Origin of the sequence: Salinarimonas sp. NSM (assembly GCF_052380005.1) — a bacterium.
GTDB lineage: Bacteria > Pseudomonadota > Alphaproteobacteria > Rhizobiales > Beijerinckiaceae > Salinarimonas.
This window is the reverse complement of sequence record NZ_JBQTCJ010000039.1, coordinates 24,697-45,296: the sequence shown is the minus strand read 5'-3', so window position 1 is coordinate 45,296 and position 20,600 is coordinate 24,697. Positions and strand designations below refer to the sequence as shown.

Genomic DNA, 20,600 nt, shown 5'->3' with positions numbered 1-20,600 from the left:
GCGGCGGCTCGGGCGGAGACGGCTCGGGCGGCGCGGGCTGCGCGAGCGCCGGCGCCACGACGGGCGCAGCCGCAGCCGGCTCGAACGCGTGGGGAGCCGCGGCGGGCGCGGGACGGAACACGTCGAACACGATCGCCTTCATCACCACGGCGCCGGCGACGAGCGTGAGCGCGACGACGGTGAACAGGAACACGACCGGTCCCTTGCGCGGCCAGATCGGCGCCTGCGGCTCGGCCGCGCGCGAGACGATGCGCGCATCCGGCAGCGCCGCCTCCTCCGAGTCGCGGGCGAGCGCGTCGCGGTAGCGGGCGAGGAAGACCTCGAGCTGCTCGCGCTCGGCCCGGGCCTCGCGCTCGAGGGCGCGCAGCTGCACGCCGTTCTCGTTGGCGCGCGAGGCGACCTGCATCTGCTGGCCGAGCGCGGCGGTGAGCGTGTCGACCCGCGCGGACGCGAGGCGGGCCTCGTTCTCGAGCGTGCGCACGATCCGCTCGGCGGCGCCGCGGATCTGGCCGTCGAGGTCGGCGAGCTGCGCCTGCAGCGCGAGGATCCGCGGGTGCCGGTCGAGCAGCGTGCGGCTCTCGGCGGCGATCTGCGCGCGCAGGCCCACGCGCTGCTCGATGAGGCTGCGGATCAGCTCGTCGGCGGCGACGTCGGGGATCTCGAAGGCGCGGCCGGCGTCGATCAGCTCGCGGATGAGGCCCGCACGCGCCTGCGCGTCGGCGAGCGTCGAGCGCGCGGTGCCGAGCTGGGTCGAGATGTCCCCGAGCTGCTGGGAGGTGAGCGTCGCGTTGTCGCCGCCGACGAGCAGGCCCGTCCCCGAGCGGAAGGCCTCGACCCGCGCCTCGGCCTCGCGCACGCGCTCGCGCAGGCGGTCGATGTTCTGCGACAGCCAGGTCGAGGCCATGCGGGCCGCGTCGATCTTCGCGGCCTCGAGCGTCTCGAGGTAGACCTCCGCGATGACGTTGGCGCCCCGCGCGGCGAAATCGGGGTCGCTCGCCTGGAACTCGATCGCGATCACCCGCGAGCGGCCGACCGAGTACACCAGAAGGCGGTCGTAGTAGGTGCCGAGCACGCGGTCGATCGCCGCCGCGTCGTCCCCCGCGTCGCCGCCGCCACCGAGCCCGAAGAGGGAGGCGAGCCGCGCGAGCGGGTTCATGGGCCGCATCTGCGGGTCGAACTCGGGATTTCCGACGAGGCCGAGCCGGCGCGCGGCCTCCGCCGCGACCTCCCGCGAGCGGATCACCGCCACCTGGCTCGCAACCGCCTGCTCGTCGATGATCTGTCCCGTGGGATCGCCACCCGTCTGCTCGACGGGGCGGGTGAAGGCGTTGTCGCGGCTCTCGAGCAGGATCTGCGACTGGCCCTGGTAGAGCGGCGTCGCCACGAGCACGTAGGCGAGGCTCGCCACGAAGGCCAGGAGCCCCACGCCGGCGATGAGGCGCGCGTTCGCCTTGAGCGCGAGCAGGATCTCCCACAGGTTGATCATGTCCCCGCGCGGGTCGGCCGCGGGGGCGCGGCCCTCCGCTCCCGGCGTCTCGGCGCTCGTCATCGGCATCGCTCGCACACTCCACCCCTCCCGCGTGCGGCGAGCGCCGGTGCTTCGGTGCGCCGGTGCGCTGCGCCGCGGCGCGGGGTCGGAGCCGATTAGGCGATGTTAAGGTTGAGGACCGGTTAAGGACCCGCGTCCGGGCCCGGCCGAGCCGCCGCGACGGTCTCGTCGACGAAGGCGTCGAGCGCGTCCCAGTCGGTGTATTCCGTGTCCGCGTGCGGATCGACGCTCTCGCCGCGGCGGTAGGCGATGAAGCGCATCGCCCAGCTCTTGAGGAAGTCGTAGCGCGTGAAGCGGAAGGCGCCCGCCGCGTGGTGCAGCCGCGCGACGCTCCAGCCCGTCTCGGAGCGGAAGGTCTCGACGCAGCGGGCGAGGCCGGCCCAGTCGCCGGGATCGTCTCCCGCGGCCGACAGCGAGACCGAGACGAAGGCGCTCGCGCAGCCGTTCAGCGCCGAGGCATGGCGTCGCGCGAAGTCGACGAGCGCCGCCTGGTAGCGCCCCTCGTGCAGCGAGCCGGCGAGGATCGCGAGGTCGAAGGCGGCGAGGTCGAGATCCGGCTCCGCCCCGGTCGCGTCGACGAGGGTCGGCACGTGGCCGCTCGCGCTGATCCGCGCGGCGATCCGCTCCGCGATCTTGCGCGTCTGGCCCTCGGTGGTGGCGTAGACGACGAGAATCCGCATGGCGCTGCCTCCAGGCGTTTTCATGTGAGATTGGAGTCCTATCGGGCGCCCGCCCATCCGGACGAACACGAAGCGCGGGCGGCGCGCCCGTGTTGTTTCACTTCTTGAAACGCCTGTTTCAACCCGCTAGGTCGAAACCATGCAGGACACCCCGCTCGCAGAGCGCATCCTCGAGCGCTTCGATCGCCTGCCGCCGCAGCTCCAGGCAGCGGCGCGATTCGTGCTGGAGAACCCCCGCGAGGTGGCGCTCCTCTCGACGCGCGAGCAGGCGAACCGCGCGGGCGTCTCGCCGGCGGCGCTAACCCGTCTGGCGCAGCGGCTCGATCTCGACGGCTACGAGACCCTGCGGCGCCTCCACGCGGAGGCGCTGCGCACGGAGGCCGGCGGCTTCTCGGGCCGGGCGGAGGCGCTCGTCGCGGGAACCGAGAGCGCCGACGACGCGACCTTCCTCGCCGGCTTCGTCGCCGCCATGGGCGAGGACGTGGGTCAGCTCGGAGCGGCGCGCACCGCGGCCGCCCTGGTGCGCGCCGCTGACGTGATCGCGGGTGCACGGCGCGTCCACTTCCTCGGCCTGCGCGCGAGCTTCGCCGTCGCCTTCGCCGGTGCCTACGTGATGGGAATCGCCGGGGTGCGCGCCGAGCTCGTCGAGGCCCCCGGCGGCACCGGCATCGACCGGCTGCGCGACCTCGGGCCGCAGGACGCGCTGCTCGCCGTCTCGGTGCGACCCTATGCCCGGGACGTCCGACGGGCGCTCGCCTTCGCCCGCGAGCGCGGCACGACGACGCTGGCGATCACGGACGATCCCGTCTCGCCGGTGGCGCGGCTCGCGGACGTCGTCGTGCCGGTTCGGATCGATACGCCCTCCTTCTTCCACGCGATGACCCCCGCATTCGCCGCCATGGAGGGTCTCGCAGCCCTCGTCGCCCGCCGGCGCGGCGCCGAGGCGCCCGCTGCCGCGCGCCGGGCGGAGGCGCACCTCGCAGCCTTCGGTGCCTACGAGCCCGCGGAGCAGGCTCGGGTTGCCGAAGATCGGCGATCCCGGTAACCCTTAGTTAACCGCCGCGGCGCTTCCTCGGTGGAGCGGGCGCGTCGGCGTCGTCGTTCAAGCGCGGTTCAGGCGCGAACGGCCACGCTCGCGGGCATCGTAGTTCGCGTCGGAGATCACCCCATGTCCATCCAGCCGCTCACCAGCGACCGCGCTCCCGCCGAGCCGACCGGGCGCAGCCGCATGGGCGCCCTCGCCCGGGGCCTCGGGCTCGCGCTCGCGCCGATGCTGCTGTTCCTGTCGATCCCGGTGGGCCTGTCGGGCGGCTTCGTGCTCGCGTGGGTGCTCCTGGTGGCGAGCCTCGTCCTGATCACGCTCGATGCGGCGCTCTTCGGCGCGCAGCGCTGACCGGCTCACCGCTCACCGCAGCGCCGCCCGCAGCACGACGGCGAGCGCCACCGCCTCGAACACCATCGTCAGCGCGAGCGCGCTCGCCGCGCCGAGGACGCCGTAGGCCGGCGCGAGGGTGAAGGCGAGCACAGTCGCCACGATCGCGGTCGCGATGTAGACGATCGCGCAGGCGCGCTCGGCGCCGATCATGTTCAGCACCCGCTCGGCCGGCCCCACCGCCGCGAGCACCACCGCCCCCGCGGCGACGATCGCCATCGCCGGCCAGGCGGCGACGAAGGCCGCACCGAAGAGGCCGAGGATGACCTCGCCCAGCCCGACGAGCACCACGGCGAAAGCGAGCGACGGCAGGAACGTGGCGAGGCAGGCGCGCAGGACGTAGCGCCGCAGCGCGACGCGGTCCCCAGCCACATGGAGCGCGCTCACCCGATGCGCGACGGCGTTTGCGATGGCGTAGGCGACGAACTGGACGAGGGCGAGGCTCTTCACCGCGGCGAAGTAGATGCCGGTCTCCTCCGCCGGGCGCGTCATCGCGAGAGCGAGCACGTCGACGCTGCTCGCGACGAGCGCGCCGATGTCGCCCACGACGATGGGCGAGACGATCGCGAGCCACGTCCGCGGATGGAAGCGGTGCGGGCCGGCCGGCATCACCCGCGCGAGGCGCGGCGCCAGCACGCTCGTCTGCAGCGCGAGCGCCAGAGCCGCCGCGACGAGCATGGCGAGCATCACGCCGCGCGCGTCGAGCCCCACGCCCAGCGCGGCGGCGCCGAGCACGAGGCCGAGCGCGAGCACGGGCCGCAGCACGAAGGTCGGGCCGAGTGCCAGGATCGGCCAGTCGAAGGACTTAGCCACCCCCTCCTGCGCCAGCAGCGCGGCGACGAAGGGCAGCATCACGAAGGCGAGCGCCAGGACCTGGTCGTGCGCGACCGTCAGCACCACGCCGACGGAGCCGACGGCGCCGCCGACGAGGATCGGCAGGACCCGCGCCGCCTGGACGAAGCCGCGCAGCGCCTCGGCGTCTCCCTCCACGCGATACTGCGCGACGAAGCGCTGGGCCGCCGTGTCGAGGCCGAGCACGGCGACCGCCACCACGATGCCGAGTACCGTAATCGCCCCCGCCACCTCGCCGTAGGCCTCCTCTCCGACGAGCCGCGCGAGCACGATCTGCGTGAGGAAGGCGAGCGCGGCCGCGCCGACGCGGATGGCGAACGCCCACAGCGCGAAGCCGCCGCCGGCCGCGCCGATGCGCCGCCCCGCGCCGCGCGCGTTCGCCGAGAACCGCCCGATGATGCCGACCGCGCCCGTCATGGCGCGATGGGTACGCGATCGCCCTTCAGATCCGGTTACCGCGCACCGATCCGCGCCATCCAGGCCAGCAGCACGGCGTCGAAGGCGTCGGCCTCCTCCAGCATCGGCGTGTGGCCGCTCCCCTCGAGAACACGCACCTCGAGGTCGCGGGCGCTCGCGCGGAACGGCTCCCAGGTCTCCGGCGGCGCCACCGCGTAGTCCCGCGCGCCGAGCACGAGCAGGATCGGCGCTTGGATCGCCGCGAGGTGCGCGGCCGTGTCGAAGGCGGCGAAGGCCCCGCCCCAGAGCGCGTCGACGGCATCCATGTGGGTCGCGACGCCTTCCCACAGCGGCGCGGCGTCGAACGCGGGGTCGGCCCACATGCGCGCGCGCAGCGCGAGGCAGAAGGCGACGAAGCGCCGCCGCGGGTCGCGGGCGATCGCAGCCTCGAGGCCCGCCATGTCGGCCGCGAAGATCGCCTTGCGCGCGGGCGCGACGAGTTCCGCCCAGCGTCGCTCCGCACGCGACGTGACCTCGGGCGCGTGCGACGGGCCGGCGGCCACCGCGACGACGCCGGAGACGCGATCGGGATGGCGCGCGGCGTAGGCGAGCGCCATGTAGGCGTGGCCGGAATGGCCGAGGATCATCGCGCGCGCGATGCCGAGATGCGCGCGCAGCGCCTCGATGTCGGCGACGACCATGTCGAGGCCGACCGGCTCCGCCGGCACGCCGTGCGCGGGCGGGGCGAAGCCGCGGTGGTCGAGGAAGACGAGCCGCGCCCGCCGGCGCAGCGCCGGCGAGAGGACCCGCGGGTAGTAAATCGTGCTCCCGGGGACGAGGATCGTCGGACCCTCCCCTTCGATGCACCAGGTGAGAAGGTGTGGCCCGCGGCGCAGGGAGCCCGTGCGCGCGATCGGCGCGCCGGTATCGGTGGTCGTGGTCATGATGGGTCGTGCTCCGGCAAGGAGGTACGAGACGTAGAAGACCGAGCCCGATCGCGTGCGACCGAGCCTCGTCGCGGGCACCGCGTCGGCGGCACCCGGTATCGTCCGTCCCCTCGCTAGAACACGCGCGGCATCGCGGCCTCCGGCAGCGCTTCCCGTGGCGCGCCGGCCGGAGCGCCACGCCACCACCCATACACCCGGCCGCCGGCGACGTGCACCCACCTTCGCCGTCCATCGTCGGGACGTCTCGCCTCGGAGCGCCGGATGGCTGCCATGCACCGCCGCCGCTTGCACGGCGGAGGGATCGGGCGCACAACGCGTCGCCCGAGGATCCCCCCTATGAACGACCCGCGCCCCCTCGACGCGCGCGCAGCCGCCCCCGCGCCGCCCGTCGACGATTCCCACCGCCACGCACCGATGACGTTCCGCGAGTTCGTCGCGATGGTCGCCGCGCTGATGGCGCTCAACGCGCTCGCGATCGACGTCATGTTGCCGGCGATCCAGGACATCGGCGCGGCGCTCGCCGTCGCCGACCCGAACGAGCGCCAGGCGATCATGCCGGCCTATCTCGCGGGCTTCGGCCTCGGCCAGCTGCTGGTGGGCTCCGTCTCCGACCGGTTCGGCCGCCGGCCGGTGCTGCTCGCGGGGCTGGTCTTCTACGTCGCGGCGGCGATCCTGTGCGCCTTCGCACCGACCTTCGCGGCGCTGATCGTCGGCCGGGTCGTCCAGGGCCTCGCCTCGGCGGCGCCGCGCGTCGTCACCGCCTCGATCGTGCGCGACTGCTACGGCGGCCGGCGGATGGCGAGCGTGCTCTCGCTCGCCATGACGATCTTCATGGCGGTGCCGGTGGTTGCCCCCTCCATCGGCCAGGCGATCCTCCTCGTCGCCCCGTGGCGGGCGATCTTCGCGCTGCTCGCCGTCTACGGTGTCGCGATGATGATCTGGACGGGGCTGCGCCTGCCCGAGACGCTCGCGCCGGACCGCCGCCGCGGCATCGGCCCCCGCGCGCTCGCGGCGGCGTTCCGCGAGGTGTTCACCACCCGCCAGACGCTCGGCTACGCCATCGCGGCGGGCACCATGTTCGGCGCCATGTTCAGCTTCATCGTCAGCGCGGAGCAGGTCCTCGCCGACCTCTACGGGCTCGGCCCGCTCTTCCCCTTGGCCTTCGCGGCGATGGCGGGCGGGATGGCGGTCTCCTCGCTCGTCAATGCGCGCCTCGTCGGGCGCATCGGTGCGCGGCGGCTCTCGCACGCCGGCGTGACGCTGTTCTCGCTGATCGCGGCGACCGCGCTCGCCCTCGCGCTCGCGGACCTGCTGACGCTCTGGCCGCTCCTCGTGCTGCTCGCGGGCGCGATGCTGCTGGTGGGCCTGATCTTCGCCAACTTCAACGCGCTCGCAATGGAGCCCATGGGGCACATGGCGGGAACCGCGTCCTCGGTGTTCGGCTCGGTGACCACGCTGCTCGCGGCGGTCATCGGCGGCATGGTGGGACGCGCCTTCGACGGGACCGTCGTGCCGCTCTTCGCGGGATGGGTCTTGCTCGGCCTCGTCGCCCTCGTCACCATCGCCGTGACGGAGAAGGGGCGCCTCTACGGCCGAGGGGCGTGAGCCGGCGTCATCGCCCCGTCACGGTCGCGCCTCAGGAACCCCGCATGACGCTCGCCCCCTCCTCCCCCGCCGCGCCCGATCTCGACGTCCTCCTGATCACCGCCGACCAGCTGCGCGGCGACTGCGTCGGCTACGCGGGCCATCCGCACGTGCGCACGCCCCATCTCGACGCGCTGGCGACGGAGGGGACGGCGTTCCTTTCGCATTGGGGACAGGCCGCGCCCTGCGGGCCGGCGCGCGCGGCGCTCTACACGGGCCTCTACCAGATGCGCAACCGCGTCGTGGCCAACGGCGCGCCGCTCGCCGCGCATCACGACACGATCGCCAAGCTGGCGCTGCGCCATGGCTACCGCCCCACCCTGTTCGGCTACACCGACCAGTCGGAGGATCCCTCCGGGCTCCCCCCCGCCGACCCGCGGCTGCACAGCTACGAGGGCGTTCTCCCCGGCTTCTGGCCGCGCCTCGCGATGCCGGAGGATGCCGGCGCCTGGCGCGCGGCGCTGCTCGCCGAGGGCTACGCCCAGGCGGCCGACATCCGCACGGTCCACCTGCCGCGCGACGGGCGCACCGACCCGCCGACCGGCGCGCCCACGGTCTACGCGGCCGATGAGGCCGAGACGGCCTTCGTCGCGGACGCCTACCTGCGCTGGCTCGACGAGATCCCACGCGGGGCGCCGTACTTCGCCCACGTGAGCTTCCTGCGTCCGCACCCGCCGCTGATCGCGCCCGAGCCCTACGCCTCGATGCACGATCCCGAAGAGGGCGGGCCCTTCGTCGGGCGCGGGAGCCTCGCGGACGAGGCGGCGCTGCACCCGTTCCTCGCCTGGCACCTGCCGCGCATCGGCAAGGGCAGCCTCGTCGCCGGGGCGCGCGGCCCGATCTCGGATTGGGGCGAGCGCGAGCGGCGGGTGCTGCGCGCGACCTACTGGGGCCTCGTCGCGGAGGTCGACGCGGCCATCGGGCGGATCGTCGCCGAGCTGAAGCGGCGCGGGCGCTTCGAGCGCACGCTGATCGTCTTCACCGCCGACCACGGGGAGATGCTCGGCGACCACAGCGCCTTCGGCAAGTTCGGCTTCTTCGATGCGGCCTTCCACGTGCCTCTGATCGTGCGCGACCCGCGCCGGCCCGCCGGGCACGGCCGCCGTGTCGGGGCCTTCACCGAGGCGGTGGACGTGACGCCGACGATCGCGGACGCGCTCGGCGAGGCGCTGCCCGGCGCCGACGGACGGGCGCTCACCCCCTTCCTCGCGGGCGAGACGCCGGCGGGATGGCGCGACGCCGTGCACTGGGAATACGACTTCCGCACCCTGGAGGAGGAGGCCGCCCCGCTCGGCCTCGACCGCGACGCCTGCTCGCTCGCCGTGCGCCGGGAGCGGGACTGGAAGTACGTCCACTTCGCCGGCCTGCCGCCGCTGCTCTTCGACCTCGCGGGAGACCCGCACGAGACGATCGACCGCGCCGACGACCCCGCCTGCGCCGGAACGCGCCTGCGCATGGCCGAGGCACTGCTCTCCTGGCGGGCGCGCCACCTGGAGCGGCGATACACCGGCATGCTGCTGACCGAGAACGGCCCGAGCGGCGCCCCGCGCTGAGGCCCTCGCAGGCGAAGGCGGCCTTGCGCCGGCACGCGCGGCGCCGTACCAAGGGCGTGCCGTTCGACAGCCCCGGGAGCCCGCGCCGTGCAGACCTTCTTCGTCGAGATCAAATGCAAGCTCGGCAAGACCTACGACGTCGCCCGCGAGCTGGCCGACCGCGAGATCGCGTCCGAGATCTACTCCACCGCCGGCGACTACGACATCATCGCCAAGTTCCACATCGACCGCGACCTCGACATCGGCCACTTCGTGGCCGAGAAGGTGCAGACGATCCCCGAGATCGACGACACCAAGACGGTGATCACGTTCAAGGCGTTCTGAGGGGGCGGGCGCTCGCGGGCGGCGGCGCCACCCGCCATCGCACCATCCACCGAACGATCGCCCTCGGCGGGCGGACCGCGAGGTCGCCCCGAGGAACGCGTCGCGCGCGCCGCGCAATTTCGCTCTTAAGTAGTCTTGAGTTATTTTTGCTTCCAGTTCAGGATTGTGTCCCCGACTGGGAGGGCCGCCATGACTCTCGACGAATTCCTCGACTCGGCCGTCGTGCCGATGCGCGCGACGAATGCCGCCCCGCCCGAGCTCGGAACGCCGGCGCCCGTCGCTCTCGAATGTGCGCTGCTCGCTCAGGACCCACGACACATCGTGGTGGAGCGTCACGGCACCACTTACGAGGTCGAGAAGGCCGACGTCCTCTCCATCGAGATGCCGGAGGGGCCGGTCGTCACCGGGAGTCGCCGCGGGCATCCGGTCCGCCTCGTGCTGCGCGCCGAGACCGAGCTTCTCGTCGTGCGCCGCCGCCGGGCCGCCGATCTCGAGGCCGTGCTGCCGACCGTGCTCGCGCGTCCGAGCGGAGCGGCCGGCTTCACGCCGCTCGGGCCGCCTGCGCACGCGGCCTGGTTCCGGGAGCGTGGCATGGGCGCCGACGAGCGGATCATCACGACGACCAACACCGACTCGACGAGCCCCTCCGCGCGGCATGCCGAGACCGCCTCCGCGGCCGGTGGCCGGAGCGGCTCCTGGGCGAGCGACGACGTGACCGCCGCCGGCTTCGCCACGGACGAGATCCACACGGACGACGTGTCGACGGACGACATGACCGAAATGTCCAGCGGCGAATGTCGGGCCGAGTGACGCGTCATGCCCGCTCCGGTCGTCCTCGTGGTCGCGCCGGAAGAGGACGTGCACGCGCGCACGGTCGCCTACGAGGCGCGTGATCTCGACGTCGAGATCCTCTCCGTCGATCTCGCGCGTTTTCCCCACGAGGCTGCCTTGAGCGTCGCCTACGACGGGTCCGAGATCCTGTTGCGGCTCGGCGGGCGCGCGCTGCCGGCGAGCGCGCTCGCCGGCGCCTGGATCCGCCGCCCTTCCGCGCCGCGGGTCGACCCCGCGGTGCAGCAGGAGGACGCCGTCCACTTCGCCCGCGCCTCGACCCGTGCCACCTTCCTCGGCGGCCTCGGCGGGGCGTGCGCCAACGTCGTCAATCCGGTCGGCTCTTCCCAGCGGGCGAACCTCAAGCCGCTCCAGCTCGCGCACGCGCACGCCGCCGGGCTGCGCGTGCCGGCGACCCTCGTCTCGAACGATCCCGACGCGATCCGCGCCTTTGCGAGAGCGCATCCCCAGGCCTGCTACAAGACCGTCTCGACCTGGCGCTACGATCTGAAGGAGACGCGCCGGCTCGATGCGGAGACCGTCGCGGACACACGCGGGCTCTCCATCTGCCCGACGATCTTCCAGGCCTATGTCGACGGCGGGGTCGACCTGCGCGTCACGGTCGTCGACGGGGCGATCTTCGCCGCCGCGCAGCACGTCGGCGAGGGCCGCTCGCCGGTGGATGGCCGGCTCGACCGCGTGCGGATCACCCCCGCGACGCTCGACGAGGGCACGCAGGCGGGAATCCGCCGCTACATGGCCGCGATGGGCCTGCGCTACGGTGCCTTCGACTTCCGCGTCGACCGCGACGGCGCGCCGTGGTTCCTGGAGTGCAACCCCGAGGGGCAGTATCTCTGGATCGAGATCGAGACCGGCCTGCCCATCTCGCGGGCCATCGCGCTGGCGCTCGCCGGCCGCGACCCGCGGGAGGCCGGGTGAGGGGAAGCGCGCCGCCGATCGGGGACGGGGGTGACGCGCGTCCCTCGGTCGTGGCAGGCTCGGCTGGTCCATACCAGCACGGGAGACCACCGACACGATGCCCTGTTCCATCCGCACCGCTTCCTCCGCCGCAACGCTCGCCGCGTCCTTTGCCCTTGTCGCCGCTCCCGCGCTCGCCATGGACCCGGTCGGGACCATCGCCGGCACGCTCGACGGGGAGGCCCGCGAATGGCGCACCCTCTCCGTTCCCTCCGAGGGCACGACGACCGCGAACCTGCAGAGCTTCGGCCCGGTGACGATGGTCTCCATCCAGGGCCACGACGCCGAGAGCGGCTCGATCATGCGCGGCGTCCTGTCGATCGAGCTCGGCCTGATGGGCACGGACGCGTCGGCCATGCGGGTGGACGAATCGGTCGGCTATTATCCCGACGGCATGAGCGGCCCCTTCTGGGTCGCGGGCCAGGAGGGCGGCCCGCTCGAGATCGCCTTCGACACGCTCGCCCTCACCGGCGACCCGGCCGCCGCCGGCACGGTCACCGCCGACCTGTGCCGCAAGGAGGGCATGTTCGATCCCGCCGACACGAGCGACTGCATCCGGCTGGAGGCACGGTTCGAGACGCCGCTGTCGATCGAGGAGTGAGGGACGGGGTCGTGGAGCGCTAGGCCGGCGCCGCGAGCGCGACGCGGACCTCGTCGACCATGCCGAGCCCACCGTCGAGCGTATCGCGCAGGATGGAGGCCAGCGCGGCGAGGCCGGCGCGCTCCGCGCCGTCCGGCGAGCCACCGCCGCGCACCCCCAAGCCCACCGCGCTTCCAATCCCCGCCCCACCGGCTATATACCGCCCCGGACCACCCCACCCCCGGAGCGCCCCATGACCGGAACCACCCGCACGAGCGCCGACCTCGATCCGCGGCGCAAGAAGATCCTGTTCCGCTCCTGGCACCGCGGCATCCGCGAGATGGACCTGATCATGGGCCGCTTCGCCGACGCCGAGATCGGCGGCTTCTCCGAGGCCGAGCTCGACACGTTCGAGGCGCTGATCGAGGTGCCCGACCGCGACCTGTTCCGCTGGATCACCGGCGAGGACGAGACGCCGGCGAACTACGACACGCTGCTGTTCCGGCGGCTGAAGGACTTCCACACCCACGGCGCGCCGATCCACGCCTGATCCAGGCCCCTCCCCTCCCCCGCGCGCCCGCCGGAACCCGCGGCGGGCGCGTGGGCGTTCTCGCACCGCTACGACACCCGAGACCCATGGCAAAAGCGCCCGCGCCCCGCGCGTCCCTGTCCCTGCTGCCCAAGCGCGCGGTCGATCTCGTCGCCGCCGGGGAGAGCCTCACGCTGGCGAGCGCGCCCGACGGATTCGACGCCATGGCGCTCGGCGCGCTGGCGCTGGGCTTGAAGGAGAAGGCGGAGCGCTCGGCCATCCTTGTCCACGTGGCGCGGGACGGGCAGCGGGCGCAGGCGCTGGAGCGGGCGCTGGCCTTCGTGGCGCCCCGGCTCGAGGTGCTCTCGTTTCCCGCCTGGGACTGCCAGCCCTACGACCGCGTCTCGCCCGCGGGCGCCGTCTCCGCCCAGCGGATGACGACGCTGGCGCGGCTCGCGCGCACCAAGTCTTCGCCCGAGCGCCCGCGCATCCTCTCGACCACGGTGAACGCGCTCCTGCAGCGCACTGTGCCCAAGGCGCGCATCCTGGCGGACACGTTCTCGGCCCAGCCCGGCAACGTCATCGCGATGGATTCCATCGTGCAGTGGCTCGAGGTCAACGGCTTCCTGCGCACCGGCACGGTGCAGGAGACCGGCGAGTACGCCGTGCGCGGCGGCATCATCGACCTCTGGGCTCCGGGCCTCGCCGCGCCGGTGCGGCTCGACTTCTTCGGCGACAGCCTCGAGTCGATCCGCGCCTTCGACCCGGAGACGCAGCGCACCACGACGACCATGCGCGGCCTCGACTTCGTGCCGATGTCCGAGGTGCAGCTCACCTCGGCCTCGATCAAGCGGTTCCGCCAGGGCTACGCGGCGGCGTTCGGCGCGCCGGGGCGCGACGACCTGCTCTACGAGGCGATCTCGGAAGGGCGGCGCTATGCCGGCCTCGAGCACTGGATGCCGCTCTTCTACGAGAGGCTCGACACGCTGTTCGCCTATGTCGAGGGCGCGCCGATCGTGCTCGACCACCAGGCCGAGGACGCCGCAGCCGAGCGGCTCGCCACGATCCGCGATTATCACGACGCGCGCCGGCAGCAGGCGCACGAGCGCCAGCCCGGCGTCGCGCCCTACAACCCGCTCGCCGCGGACGCGCTCTACCTCTCGCCCGCCGAATGGGCGGCGCGGCTCGAGGGCGGGTCGACCGTCCGCGTCACGCCCTTCGCCCTGCCGCCGACCGATACCCGCCTCGTCGTCGATTGCGGCGCCCGGCGCGGGCGCGCCTTCACCGCCGAGCGCGAGGCGGAGGGCACGAACGTGTTCGAGGCCGCCGCCGCGCACGTGCGCGCGCTCCAGCAGGCCGGCAAGATCGTCGTCCTCGCCGCCTGGTCGGAGGGCTCGCGCGAGCGCCTCGGCCACGTCGTCGCCGACCACGGCATCGGCCGCACGAAGCCGGTGCGGCGCCTCGCCGAGACGATGGAGCTCGCCCGCGACGAGGTGGCGCTCGCCGTGCTCGGGATCGAGGCCGGCTTCGAGACGGACGGGCTCGCCGTCATCGGCGAGCAGGACATCCTGGGCGACCGCCTGGTGCGTCCGCGGCGCCGCGCGAAGCGCCCGCAGGACGTGCTTTCGGAGGTCTCCGCGCTCACCATGGGCGACGTCGTGGTCCACGCCGACCACGGTATCGGCCGCTTCGTGGGGCTGAAGACCATCGAGGCCGCGGGCGCGCCGCACGATTGCCTGGAGCTGCACTACGCGGGCGGCGACCGGCTGTTCCTGCCCGTGGAGAACATCGAGCTCCTGACCCGCTACGGGTCGGAGGACACCGAGGTCCAGCTCGACAAGCTCGGCGGCGGCGCCTGGCAGGCCCGCAAGGCCAAGATGAAGAAGCGCATCCGCGAGATGGCGGGGCAGCTCATCCAGATCGCCGCCGCGCGCATCCTGAAGGAGGCCCCGAAGCTCGCCCCGGCGGAGGGGCTCTACGACGAGTTCGCCGCGCGCTTTCCCTTCGAGGAGACCGAGGACCAGCTCGCCGCCATCGACGCGGTGCTGACCGACATGGCCTCGGGCCGCCCGATGGACCGGCTCGTGTGCGGCGACGTCGGCTTCGGCAAGACCGAGGTGGCGCTGCGCGCCGCCTTCGCCTGCGCCATGGCGGGCAAGCAGGTGGCCGTCGTGGCGCCCACGACGCTGCTCGCGCGCCAGCACTTCAAGACCTTCTCCGAGCGATTCAAGGGCCTGCCCGTCCAGGTCGGCCACGCCTCGCGCTTCGTCGGGACGGCCGAGACGAAGCGCGTCAAGGAAGGCCTCGCCGACGGCACGATGGACATCGTGGTCGGCACCCACGCGCTGCTCGGCAAGACCGTGAGATTCCGGGACCTCGGCCTCGTCGTGGTGGACGAGGAGCAGCACTTCGGCGTCGTCCACAAGGAGCGGCTGAAGGAGCTGCGCGCCGAGGTGCACATGCTGACGTTGTCGGCGACGCCGATCCCGCGCACGCTCCAGCTGGCGCTCACCGGCGTGCGCGAGCTCTCGATCATCGCGACGCCCCCGGTGGACCGCCTCGCGGTCCGCACCTTCGTCACGCCCTTCGACCCGCTGCTGGTGCGCGAGGCGCTGCTGCGGGAGCGCTACCGCGGCGGGCAGTCCTTCTACGTCGTGCCGCGCATCGACGACATCGCTGAGGTGAAGGAGTTCCTCGACCGGGAGATGCCCGAGGCCAAGGTCGCGGTGGCCCACGGCCAGATGCCGGCGACCCAGCTCGAGGACGTGATGACGGCGTTCTACGAGGGCAAGTTCGACATCCTGCTCTCGACCACGATCGTCGAATCGGGCCTCGACATCCCCACCGCCAACACGCTGATCGTCCACCGCGCCGACATGTTCGGGCTCGCCCAGCTCTACCAGCTGCGCGGGCGCGTCGGACGCGCCAAGACCCGCGCCTACGCGCTCTTCACCGTGCCGGCGAACCGCACGCTCACCGTCCAGGCCGAGCGACGGCTCAAGGTGCTGCAATCGCTCGAGACGCTGGGCGCGGGCTTCCAGCTCGCCTCGCACGACCTCGATATCCGCGGAGCGGGCAATCTCCTGGGCGACGAGCAGTCCGGCCACATCAAGGAAGTGGGCTACGAGCTCTACCAGCAGATGCTGGAGGACGCCGTCGCCCAGCTCAAGGACGGCGCGGACGAGCCGGTCGAGGACCAATGGTCGCCCAACATCGCGCTGGGCGCGCCGGTGATGATCCCCGAGAGCTACATCGCGGACCTGCAGGTGCGCCTCAACCTCTACCGCCGGCTGGCCTCCCTCGACGTCCTGGAGGATATCGAGGCCTTCGGCGCCGAGCTCGTCGACCGCTTCGGCGCGCGCCCGCCGGAGGTGGACCAATTGCTCGAGGTGATGGCGATCAAGCTGCTCTGCCGGCGCGCCAACATCGAGAAGGTGGACGCCGGTGCGAAGGGCATCGTCGTCGCCTTCCGCAACAACTCCTTCGCGAACCCGCAGGGCCTCGTCGCCTATGTCGCCGAGCAGGGCCCGGCGGCGAAGGTGCGCCCGGACATGAAGATCGTCTTCTCCCGCGACGTGGAGGAGGTCGACCGCCGGCTGAAGGTGACGAAGTCGATCCTGCGCAACCTGGTGAAGATCGCGGAGAGGAAGACGGCGGCGTGAGGGGTGCGCGCACCCCTCACGCGAACGCGAGAGGGGGCGGGGGTGAGGGAATCCGGCTCGCCGGGGCGGGGTTCGTGGATTACGCCATCTCCCCGCGCAACGCGTCGACCCGATCCCGACCGGCGACGATCACGGCCTGGGCGGCGGCGATCAGCTCGGCGAGGCCGTTGCGCACCGGATCGTCGAACCTCGCGACGGCCGGCTCGAGCGCGACCATGAGGTTGAGTCCGCGGTTCAGCTCGTCGATGGCGTCGAGCAGGCCGTCGGCCCGAGCGGCGCGCGAATCATCGTGCGCGCCGGCGGGCGGCGCGGTATGCATGGCGTCGGACATCGGGACGGGTCCTTCTCGGCTGCGGGCCCACCGGTCCACTCGGCGGCATGTTATTGACACACGATAAAAGCTGATGTCGAAACCTGTCGCACAGAAAAAGCGCGGCCGGCCCGCCACCGGCGTAACGCCCCGCGTCGGCGTCCGCTTCCCCGACGAGGTCACCGCCGCCGTCGACGCCGCCGCGCGGGCGCAGGAGGACGAGCCGAATAGGTCGGAGATGATCCGGCGGATCGTGACGGCTTGGTTGCGGGAGAATGGGTTTTTGGGGCGGTGAGCGTCCTTAAGGGGAAGGAAAGGGACGCCGGCATCCGCGGTCACGGTGGCGCTCGCCGCCGCTCACCCCGCCGTGGTTGGACCGAAGAGCATCGCTTGCGCTCGTGTCCCACGTCTAAGCCTCTGCCAAGTCGGGGAGCAACCGCAGTCGGACCAGGTCATGATCGTACACGCCGCACACCGTCGCCGTTTACGCATAAGATCGAGTCTGATACGCACTCGTCTTGAGATCGGTGTCCGTCGTATCCGTCGGACCTCGTGAGTCGATGCCGACGGCGCGCTGGAGGACAGCTTGACAAGCGCTGCCTACAAACAAGCGCTGGAAGCGACAGGGTATCTCGCGTCCAGCGGACTACCAGCACCAGGATTGGTACCGGCAGACGACTTGCGCGCGGCTAAAATGCGTGCCATTTTTTCAGATGAACGAGTTGGATTGCAGGCGGATGCCGTCTTCTCGGCACAAAATGTGCCTACCAGCATCTTCAAGGATGCCGGACACGAAGAGCCCTCTGAAGAGGACCTCCGCCGGTGGCATGAAGCGGCGTGGAATGTCGGTGTCGCGCCGCTGCTGTGGATCATCACGCCAACGGACGTGCGCCTTTACAATTGCTACGACTCGCCCTCGCGAACCGACGACCGCGCGGGACAAGCGCCCCATGCCCTGGATCGTTTCGTCCTCGACTCCGGCGAGCGACTTCGCGCACTAGACCTTCAATGCGGCCGTATCGCCACCGAGACGGGCGCATTCTGGACTAGCGCAATAGGATGCAAGATCGACCGAAGCCACCGCGTTGATCGGGAACTACTCGCTGAGATTTCGGCCCTCGAGAACCGTTTGACCGCTCTCAGCAAACCTGCAACCGAGGGCACCCTCGCCCGTGCCCGCGATATCGCGCAGCGATTTATCGGGCGCTGTATCTTCACTTGGTATCTGCTGGACCGGGGTATTGCCCAACCGTTCCTGCCGGACGACCTGCCTGCGGACCTCAGCGTGATGTTCGCAACACCGTCGAACGCCTTTGCGCTGTTTGATTGGCTGCGGACGACCTTCAACGGCGACCTGTTCCCGATGGACGACCCCGGGGCGGAGCGCGAGCAATTGACCCCGCAGCATCTGGCGCTAATCCGCGATTTCGTTGAAGGGCGCAGCCTAATTCCAGAGCGCCTCGGTCAGGGCCGTCTTTTCCGCTTCCGGTTCAATGCCATTCCGGTCGATCTTATCAGCTCTATCTATCAACAGTTCGCGCGCACGAGCGCAGCGGACGAAGCGCGATCGCAAGGTCTCCACTACACTCCTGTCGAGCTCGTCCACCTCACGCTCGACCCCGTCTTCGAGGGCCTTTCGTCGGACGCGTCCATTATCGACCCGGCCTGCGGCTCGGGGGCATTTCTCGTTGAAGCATTTCGCCGGCTGGTCTGGCGCGCCGCGGAAGGAAAGCCAGCCGGTCGAGAACTCGTGCGCAGAATCCTCTATAGCCAGCTCTTTGGCATCGACATCAACCGGGCGGCGCTGGGGATCGCGGCGTTCAGCCTCTATCTTGCTGCTCTCGAACTCGACGAGCAGCCGATCAGCGACATTTGCGATCTAAAATTCGATCGCCTCATCAATACCACCCTCTTCGAAGCGGATTCCTTGGGCGGCGAACTGCCAGCAGCGATCCGCAGCCAATCCTTCGGTGCAGTAGTCGGCAATCCCACCTGGACGTTCGTGAAGAGGGAAGGTACTGGCAGGCGGCGCACTTCTGACACCTCGACGCTGCGCCCCAGGCGGAGCCCAGACCAAGCGTTTCTCTCGCTCGGCGCGGAACTCGCCGGACGGGATGGCCGCGTCGGTATGGTGATGAAAGCGACGCCGTTTTTCTCAAAGGACGTCCACGCCATCGCTGCGCGAAACCATCTTCTAGAACGTCTCGCGCCAGTAGCCCTGATCAATCTCTCCTATCTCCGCCGGGAAGAGCTCTTCCCCGATGCCCGCGGTCCGGCGCTGCTATTCTTCGCGCGCTGCGGCCTCGGGCCTCAAGCGGACCGCATGCTCGTCGGATCCATTCCATGGTCTCCCGACTTCCGCCGGACAGGTGTCTTCGGCCTCGGGCCTGGTGAAATCCGGTCCGTCCCGCTCAGACGCGTGCTAGCGACGCCGCCCTTCCTCAAAGCGGCCACGTTCGGGACTGTTCGCGATGGCTGGCTAATTGAACGGCTGGAAAAGGATTTCCCGCGGTTCAACACGCTGCTTGAGGGCCTACAGCGCGACCCATCCGCCAATCGCGGCCAAGGCTTTCAGGTTCGGGGTGACAAGAATGCGCCTCCGGCCAGCTTTCGACGCCTCAAGGTCGTCACGCCCAAAAAGTTCTCGGCGTTCCGTCTCGACCATGCCTCGCTTGATGATTTCACACATCCGACGCTACATCGACCTCGACGCGAGTCGATCTTCGTCGGCCCGATCTTGCTGTGCTCCAAGGTGGGTAATGCTTCCGGCACCGAGCGGGGACGCTACAGCGCCGCGGTCAGCTCGCGCGACGTGCTGTATACACAAAATTTCTACGGCGTGTCTTTTGCTGGCGCTAACGTAACGTACGCGTACGCGCTCAGTGGCATTCTAAACTCCAGCCTTACGGCATTCCAGTTCGCCCTTGGCGGGGCAACGTGGGGGCTTGAGCGCCCGACCGTGGAACCCCATGATCTTCTGTCGCTGCGTGTCCCAGATCTAACCAATGTCGATCCGGCCCTCCTCAAGGCGCTGATCGACGCGGAAGAGAAAGCGGCCGCCAACCCGGGAAGCGTCGCCCGCCTCGAGGCGCTCGATGAGGCCGTATTCAACGTTTATGATCTGGACTCGGCCGAGCGAACGCTCGCCCGCGACAGCGTCAGACGCGCGCGCTACCTCATTTTCGAGAATCGTAGCGAGCGCGCCGGGCTCATCACCCCGCCGGATACAATGGCTCTCCGCGCCTATGCTGGTCAGCTCGTGGAGACGGTCGACGCCTATCTACGAGCCCGCAACGTGCGCCATCTTGAAGCGGTCATTTATCCGGCGTATGTGACCAAGGCCGACCTCGCATCGGGTATTCCCGGCATCACGGCCGTCCGGTTCGTAATGGCGCAGGGCGGCCCCGGGCAAGAGCCAGTCGTTCGCGACGGAGAGCCGGAAGAGCTTCAAGCTCTTAGCGCCATGTTGCGAGGCCAATTTGACGTGCCGATCCCTCCATATCTCAACGAGCGGCGGCAAATCAGGCTCTACGGATCAGACGATCTGTTCATTCTAAAACCCAGCGAAGTCCGCAACTGGACACGCACCGCGGGCCTGAACGACGCCGACGTCATCCTCGCCGATCATTGGCTGCGCGGAGGGCATGCCCTTGCTCACGCCTGACCTGCCATTCGGCCAGCCTGCTTTTGAATTGTCGGACGATCAAATCGCCACCGTCCTGGACCTCCTCTGCCGGGGCTGCGATGAGGCGAGGCCTCACCTTACCCCCGGCATGCTCGAAGTGCCGATGACCATTGTTGTCCGCAAAGCGATGCGCCGCGTCAAAAAATCACTTGGTCTGACCAACCTTCAAATTCGTGGAGAGCACGAGCTTGAAGATATGGCGAACAGCGATCCGACCATTCTAGGCCGCATCGACATCACGCTGCAGTTCCTTCATCAATTCGGCGAGGAGGATGCCTACGTCGCAGTCGAATGTAAGCGCGTTCAAGCGGGCGACTCCTCCTTAAATGGCCGCTACGTCACTAATGGCGTAGAGCGGTTTGCCAGCGGTAAGTACGCCGCAGGTCATGATTGGGGCTTCATGCTCGGCTACGTGCTGGCGCTTCCGGCGTCAACGATCGTCGATGCCGTCGATGCGAGCATCCGGAAAGCCTATGGTGAGGCCGCCGGGCTTGCGGCTGAAGCCGCCAACACCCTCGCCCTGGCCGTCTTGGAAGGTGCATTGGTCCAGAACGGCCATAACATCCGGCTAAAGCATGTGTTCGTCGACATGGCACCAGCCGCCACCACCAGCTCGAGTTCCTGAAGACGGACGGCGGCGCACCGGTGGTC

19 protein-coding genes are annotated in these 20,600 nt (G+C 70.7%); 13 read left to right on the top strand and 6 right to left on the bottom strand.

Annotated features, from left to right (window positions below):
- A partial coding sequence (locus tag ACTZWW_RS14635) for a GumC family protein (protein WP_444781703.1) occupies window positions 1-1,549 on the bottom strand: 1,549 nt, incomplete at its 3' end.
- A gap of 122 nt (window positions 1,550-1,671) precedes the next feature.
- Window positions 1,672-2,229, bottom strand: a complete 558-nt coding sequence (locus tag ACTZWW_RS14630; protein ID WP_444781702.1) for a flavodoxin domain-containing protein — start codon at window positions 2,227-2,229, stop codon at window positions 1,672-1,674.
- Window positions 2,230-2,368: 139 nt separating this feature from the next.
- On the opposite strand from ACTZWW_RS14630, the gene ACTZWW_RS14625 reads away from it, so the two are divergent.
- Window positions 2,369-3,274 (top strand): MurR/RpiR family transcriptional regulator, encoded by a 906-nt coding sequence (locus ACTZWW_RS14625; RefSeq protein WP_444781701.1) that lies wholly within the window; start codon window positions 2,369-2,371, stop codon window positions 3,272-3,274.
- 123 nt (window positions 3,275-3,397) lie between these two features.
- The gene (locus tag ACTZWW_RS14620) at window positions 3,398-3,622 is read left to right on the top strand and encodes a hypothetical protein (protein ID WP_444781700.1); all 225 of its coding nucleotides are present in this window, start codon (window positions 3,398-3,400) and stop codon (window positions 3,620-3,622) included.
- Window positions 3,623-3,634: 12 nt separating this feature from the next.
- On the opposite strand, the gene ACTZWW_RS14615 is transcribed toward ACTZWW_RS14620, so the two are convergent.
- Both ACTZWW_RS14615 and ACTZWW_RS14610 read right to left on the bottom strand, forming a co-directional pair.
- Window positions 3,635-4,930: a lipopolysaccharide biosynthesis protein gene (locus ACTZWW_RS14615; RefSeq protein WP_444781699.1), complete on the bottom strand. Its 1,296-nt coding sequence runs from the start codon at window positions 4,928-4,930 to the stop codon at window positions 3,635-3,637.
- A 35-nt stretch (window positions 4,931-4,965) separates the two neighbouring features.
- Window positions 4,966-5,853: an alpha/beta fold hydrolase gene (locus ACTZWW_RS14610; RefSeq protein WP_444781698.1), complete on the bottom strand. Its 888-nt coding sequence runs from the start codon at window positions 5,851-5,853 to the stop codon at window positions 4,966-4,968.
- 339 nt (window positions 5,854-6,192) lie between these two features.
- Here ACTZWW_RS14610 and ACTZWW_RS14605 point away from each other — a divergent pair, with 339 nt between their 5' ends.
- From ACTZWW_RS14605 to ACTZWW_RS14580, 6 genes are all read left to right on the top strand, one after another.
- Complete coding sequence (locus ACTZWW_RS14605) at window positions 6,193-7,461, top strand: multidrug effflux MFS transporter (protein WP_444781697.1); 1,269 nt, start codon at window positions 6,193-6,195, stop codon at window positions 7,459-7,461.
- 44 nt (window positions 7,462-7,505) lie between these two features.
- On the top strand, window positions 7,506-9,053 hold the full coding sequence (locus ACTZWW_RS14600; protein WP_444781696.1) for an alkaline phosphatase family protein: 1,548 nt from the start codon (window positions 7,506-7,508) through the stop codon (window positions 9,051-9,053).
- Between the two features lie 87 nt (window positions 9,054-9,140).
- On the top strand, window positions 9,141-9,377 hold the full coding sequence (locus ACTZWW_RS14595; RefSeq protein ID WP_444781695.1) for an Lrp/AsnC ligand binding domain-containing protein: 237 nt from the start codon (window positions 9,141-9,143) through the stop codon (window positions 9,375-9,377).
- 189 nt (window positions 9,378-9,566) lie between these two features.
- Window positions 9,567-10,187, top strand: coding sequence for a hypothetical protein (locus ACTZWW_RS14590; protein ID WP_444781694.1), 621 nt, complete (start codon window positions 9,567-9,569; stop codon window positions 10,185-10,187).
- A 6-nt stretch (window positions 10,188-10,193) separates the two neighbouring features.
- Window positions 10,194-11,144, top strand: coding sequence for a hypothetical protein (locus tag ACTZWW_RS14585; protein ID WP_444781693.1), 951 nt, complete (start codon window positions 10,194-10,196; stop codon window positions 11,142-11,144).
- Window positions 11,145-11,241: 97 nt separating this feature from the next.
- Window positions 11,242-11,784, top strand: a complete 543-nt coding sequence (locus tag ACTZWW_RS14580; protein ID WP_444781692.1) for a hypothetical protein — start codon at window positions 11,242-11,244, stop codon at window positions 11,782-11,784.
- 19 nt (window positions 11,785-11,803) lie between these two features.
- On the opposite strand, the gene ACTZWW_RS14575 is transcribed toward ACTZWW_RS14580, so the two are convergent.
- Window positions 11,804-11,938 carry a hypothetical protein gene (locus ACTZWW_RS14575; protein ID WP_444781691.1) on the bottom strand — a complete coding sequence of 45 codons (135 nt, stop codon included), beginning with the start codon at window positions 11,936-11,938 and terminating at the stop codon, window positions 11,804-11,806.
- A gap of 78 nt (window positions 11,939-12,016) precedes the next feature.
- On the opposite strand from ACTZWW_RS14575, the gene ACTZWW_RS14570 reads away from it, so the two are divergent.
- Together ACTZWW_RS14570 and mfd are read left to right on the top strand one after the other, a co-directional pair.
- Window positions 12,017-12,313 carry an FAD assembly factor SdhE gene (locus ACTZWW_RS14570; protein WP_444781690.1) on the top strand — a complete coding sequence of 99 codons (297 nt, stop codon included), beginning with the start codon at window positions 12,017-12,019 and terminating at the stop codon, window positions 12,311-12,313.
- 86 nt (window positions 12,314-12,399) lie between these two features.
- On the top strand, window positions 12,400-15,954 hold the full coding sequence (gene mfd / locus ACTZWW_RS14565) for a transcription-repair coupling factor (protein WP_444781689.1): 3,555 nt from the start codon (window positions 12,400-12,402) through the stop codon (window positions 15,952-15,954).
- A 79-nt stretch (window positions 15,955-16,033) separates the two neighbouring features.
- Here mfd and ACTZWW_RS14560 read toward each other — a convergent pair whose 3' ends face one another.
- Window positions 16,034-16,285 (bottom strand): hypothetical protein, encoded by a 252-nt coding sequence (locus ACTZWW_RS14560; protein ID WP_444781688.1) that lies wholly within the window; start codon window positions 16,283-16,285, stop codon window positions 16,034-16,036.
- Window positions 16,286-16,358: 73 nt separating this feature from the next.
- On the opposite strand from ACTZWW_RS14560, the gene ACTZWW_RS14555 reads away from it, so the two are divergent.
- The 3 genes from ACTZWW_RS14555 (at window position 16,359) to ACTZWW_RS14545 (ending at window position 20,574) form a co-directional block, all read left to right on the top strand.
- Window positions 16,359-16,559, top strand: a complete 201-nt coding sequence (locus ACTZWW_RS14555) for a ribbon-helix-helix protein, CopG family (protein WP_444781687.1) — start codon at window positions 16,359-16,361, stop codon at window positions 16,557-16,559.
- Window positions 16,560-16,850: 291 nt separating this feature from the next.
- Window positions 16,851-19,928, top strand: a complete 3,078-nt coding sequence (locus tag ACTZWW_RS14550) for an N-6 DNA methylase (RefSeq protein ID WP_444781686.1) — start codon at window positions 16,851-16,853, stop codon at window positions 19,926-19,928.
- Window positions 19,909-20,574, top strand: coding sequence for a hypothetical protein (locus ACTZWW_RS14545; RefSeq protein ID WP_444781685.1), 666 nt, complete (start codon window positions 19,909-19,911; stop codon window positions 20,572-20,574). The genes ACTZWW_RS14550 and ACTZWW_RS14545 overlap by 20 nt, the downstream gene beginning before the upstream one ends.
- Window positions 20,575-20,600 lie beyond the last annotated feature (26 nt).